This is a genomic window from Arhodomonas sp. KWT (assembly GCF_010993615.1).
This window is the reverse complement of record NZ_WNXE01000199.1, coordinates 1-3,977: the sequence shown is the minus strand read 5'-3', so window position 1 is coordinate 3,977 and position 3,977 is coordinate 1. Positions and strand designations below refer to the sequence as shown.

Sequence of the window (3,977 nt, the reverse complement as noted above, 5' to 3'; positions counted from 1 at the left end):
GCGGTGGCGGCGCTGGTGGCAGAGGAGCGCGTGGACGTGCTCCTGCCTGTCGGCGATCTCACCACGGCGCTGGTGCTTGGCGGGTGCGAGCGTTTCGCCGGCGTCGGGCTGCCGTGCCCCCCGCGGGAGGCCTTCGAGACGGTGACGGACAAGGCCCGCCTTGCCGTCCTGGCCGCCGAGCGGGGCGTGCCGGTGCCCTCGACCCGTGCCTTCGACACCGGTGCCGCGGCGCTCGCCGCGTCGGACTCCCTGAGTTATCCGGTGGTGATCAAGCCCGCCCGCTCCCAGACCGCGGTGGGCGGGCAATGGCTGGCGCTGCCTGTGGTCCATGCCGCGGACGCCGGGGAGCTCGCTGCACAGCTTGGTGCCGTCCCCGGCTATGCCGACGTCCCGGTGCTGGTCCAGCAGCGACTCACCGGCGAGGGCCGGGGCGTGTTCGCCCTCTACGACCGGGGCCGGGCGGTGACCTTCTTCGCCCATCGCCGGTTGCGCGAGCGCCCGCCGAGCGGCGGGGTCAGCGTGCTCAGTGAGAGCGTGCCCGCGGCGCCGGAGCTGGTGGACGCCGCGGACCGGATCCTTTCGGCGGTGGGCTGGCACGGTGTCGCGATGGCGGAGTTCAAGCTGGACGCGGCCGGCCGGGCGCATCTGCTGGAGATCAACGGCCGCTTCTGGGGCTCGCTCCAGCTCGCCGTTGACGCCGGGGTCGACTTCCCGCTCATGGCCTGCCGGCTGGCGCTCGGCCAGGACCCCGCGCCGCCGGCGGGTTACCGCACGGGCTGCCGCAGCCGCTGGCTGCTCGGCGACCTCGACAGCCTCTACCTCCGCTGGCGCGACGGCCGGCGCTGGGCGCGCCGCGGCGAGCTGGCCGGCGCGGCCGCGCGGTTCCTGCGGCTGTTCGAGCGGGGCACCCGCTACGACGTGAACCGCCTCGAGGACCTGGGCCCGTTTCTCCACGAATGCCGTTACTACCTGCGGGGTGGGGCGAAATGACGGTCAACGCCACGATCGGTGTACTGCACACCATCGATACCACCGGTCCGGGTGGGGCCGAGACGGTGTTCCGCCAGCTCGCAACGGGGCTGGACCCGGCGCGTTTCCGTTCGGTGGTGGCGATCACCGGGGAGGGCTGGCTGGCCGACGACCTGCGTGCCCACGGTGTGACGCCGGTGATGCTGCCCGGCGGACGCCGGCGCATGAGTGTGCGTTACCTGCGGGCACTGGTCGGGCTGATCCGCCGCGAGCGCATCGACGTGGTCCAGGCGCACCTGTTCGGGACCGCGGTCTACGCCAGCATTGCCGGGCTGCTGACCCGCCGGCCGGTGGTCGCGACCCTCCACGGCAGCGTCGACGTGGACCCGGCGGACCGGGTGCTGGCGCTGAAGTTCGCGCTGCTGCGCGCGGGCCTGAGCGCCGCGGTGTTCGTCTCCGACGCCCTGCGCGACGGGCTCGCCGCCGGTGGCGTGCTGCCGGCCGGGCGTTGCCGGCGGATCTACAACGGCGTGGACGTGGCCCGCTACCGCGGCATCGACCGCGCCTCGGCGCGTGAGCGCCTCGGCGCCGGGGATGGCGAGATCCTCCTCGGCGCACTGGGCAATATCCGTCCCGCCAAGGACTACGGCGTGCTCCTCGAGGCCATGGCACGGCTCGTCGACGGACCGCAGGGCCACCGCTTCCGCCTGGTGATCGCCGGCCAGCCGGACCGCCACGGCCTCCACGAGGCCCTGCTGCGCCGCCGCGACGAGCTGGGCCTGGGCGAGCGGGTGGCGTTCACCGGTCACTGCACCGACGTGCCGGGTCTGCTCGGGGCGCTGGACGCGTTCGTGCTGAGCTCGGCCAGCGAGGGGCTGTCCATCGCCACCCTGGAGGCGATGGCCGCCGGGGTGCCGGTGGTCGCCACGCGCTGCGGCGGGCCGGAGGAGATCGTCAGTCACGGGGAGACGGGGTGGCTGGTGCCCGCGGGCGACCCTGCGGCCCTCGCCACCGGCCTCGCGCGGGTGGCCGGGGATCCGGATCTGTCGGCGCGGCTCGCCGCCAGCGGCCTCGCCCGGGTGCGCGCCGAGTTCTCGCTGGAGGCGATGACCGGCGCGTACGCCGGTGTCTACGAACAGGCGCTCGCGCGCAACGGCTCGTGTGCCCCGGCCCCGGGGTGGCTGCCATGAACGGTGCGGGCGGCGTGTCGATGACCGATCTGCTGCGGCTGCGGGCCGGAGCCATCGCCCAGGTCTTGGTCGGCGAGGGGCCGGCGTTCGCTCTGGTGTGCCTGTATGTGTTCATCGAATATGTCCGCCCCCAGAGCATCTACCCGGCGATCGACGTCCTCCCTTACGCCCAGGTCAGCATCCTGGCCGCGCTGGTGGCCCGGCTCGCGAGCCGCGAGCGTATCGACCTGGACAACCCGGTGACGCGGCTGCTGGCCGTGTTTCTGGTGGTCCTCCAGTTCGCCTGGTGGGACGCGTGGGCGCCGATGTTCTCCGGCGAGCGGGTAGTCACCCACGTGGTCTGGGGCATCGTGTTCTTCCTGGTGGTTACCACCGTGACCACCCGCCAGCGGTTCTTCGTGTTCCTGTTCCTGTACCTGCTGTGGAACCTGAAGATGTCCCAGCACGGTTTCCGGAGCTGGGCGGCCCGGGGCTTCGGTTACGACAACTGGGGTGTTACCGGCGCGCCGGGGTGGTTCCAGAATTCCGGCGAGCTCGGCATCCAGATGTGCATCTTCCTGCCCCTGTCGCTGTATTTCATGGCTGCGGTGCGTCCGTGGTGCGCGCGCTGGAAGTGGCTGCTGCTCGCCTTCCTGCCTCTCTCGGCGGTGGCCACGATCATCGCCACCAACTCCCGCGGGGCCGTGGTCGGGGCCGCGGCGGCGTTCGCATGGATGGCACTGACCAGCCGGCGGCGGGTTCGCATTGCGCTGCTGGCGATCGTCATCACGATCGTCGGCTACTCGGTGATGCCCGAGCAGACCCTGGAGCGCTTCGATGCCGCCGGCCAGGACGAGACCTCCCAAAACCGCCTGCTGCGCTGGCAGATCGGCTGGGAGATCATGCAGGAGCATCCGTGGCTTGGTATCGGCCCGGCCAACTGGGGGCCGTACTACCAGACCCATTACCCGCCGGAGGAGGGCCTGGAGCGCTACGGACTGCCCCACAGCATCTTCGTCGACGCCGGTGCCGAGTACGGTTTCACCGGGCTGACGCTGTTCGCACTGATGATCCTCTACGCCTTCCTCAACAACCGCCGTACGCGTCGCATGGCGCGGGCGATGGATGACCGGATGCTGGTGACGTTGGCCGGCGGCATGGATGCCGCGATGGTGGGGTTGCTGGTGTCCTCGTCGTTTGTCTCGGTGTTCTTCTATCCGTATTTCTGGGTGCACATCGCGTTCATCGTGGCCCTGAACAAGGTGGCGGCCGCGGCGTACGCCCGCCACGAGGCGACGGCCCCGGCCGTTGCCGGTGCGGTGACCCAGGCGCTGACCACGGGAGGTCGGACATGGCGACGGGCATGACGGTAGCTGTCTGGGACGAGGCGGCCTTTGCCGCCGCCCGGCAGTCCTGGGAGCGGCTGGTGGCGGCCTCGGATGCGGACCCGCTGTTCCTCGGCTGGGACTGGCTTTACGGCTGGTGGCGGCACTTCGGGGTACCGGGCGGGGCGGCGCTGCGGCTACTTGCGGTCCATGACGGCGATGGTTCGCTCTGCGGCATTGCGCCCATGATGGTCACCGCCGAGCGCGTGCGCGGGGTGCTGCCGAGCCGGCGGCTCCAGCTCGTGGGCAACTTCTGGCACGGTGCCGAGACGCTGCCCACCGAATACGCGGACTTCATCGTACGCCGGGACTGCGCCGAGGCGGCGGCCGACGTGCTGCTGGAATGCCTCCTGGGCCAGGATCAGTGGGGCGAGCTGGTGCTCGCCTGGGCCCGCGCGGACGGTCACGCCGTGCGTGCGCTGCGCCGCCGCGCTGGAGCCGAGGGGCTGTGGCT

4 protein-coding genes are annotated in these 3,977 nt (G+C 71.8%); all 4 read left to right on the top strand.

The window, feature by feature from the left end; translation table 11 throughout:
• Window positions 1-990: ATP-grasp domain-containing protein (locus G7A99_RS16545; RefSeq protein ID WP_205599885.1), on the top strand; the 990-nt coding region annotated here is incomplete at its 5' end.
• The gene (locus tag G7A99_RS16540) at window positions 987-2,159 is read left to right on the top strand and encodes a glycosyltransferase (RefSeq protein ID WP_163142162.1); all 1,173 of its coding nucleotides are present in this window, start codon (window positions 987-989) and stop codon (window positions 2,157-2,159) included. The genes G7A99_RS16545 and G7A99_RS16540, both read left to right, overlap by 4 nt.
• Entirely contained in the window at window positions 2,156-3,505 is a 1,350-nt protein-coding gene (locus G7A99_RS16535; protein ID WP_163142158.1) for an O-antigen ligase, read from the top strand. Before G7A99_RS16540 ends, G7A99_RS16535 begins: the two co-directional genes overlap by 4 nt.
• The coding region (locus tag G7A99_RS16530) for a hypothetical protein (RefSeq protein ID WP_240466314.1) at window positions 3,490-3,977 on the top strand (488 nt) is incomplete at its 3' end. The genes G7A99_RS16535 and G7A99_RS16530, both read left to right, overlap by 16 nt.

Excerpts from the sequence above, each read along its gene's own strand:
- G7A99_RS16540 (WP_163142162.1), top strand. The coding sequence starts at position 987 with ATGACGGTCAACGCCACGATCGGTGTACTGCACACCATCGATACCACC.
- G7A99_RS16535 (WP_163142158.1), top strand. The coding sequence starts at position 2,156 with ATGAACGGTGCGGGCGGCGTGTCGATGACCGATCTGCTGCGGCTGCGG.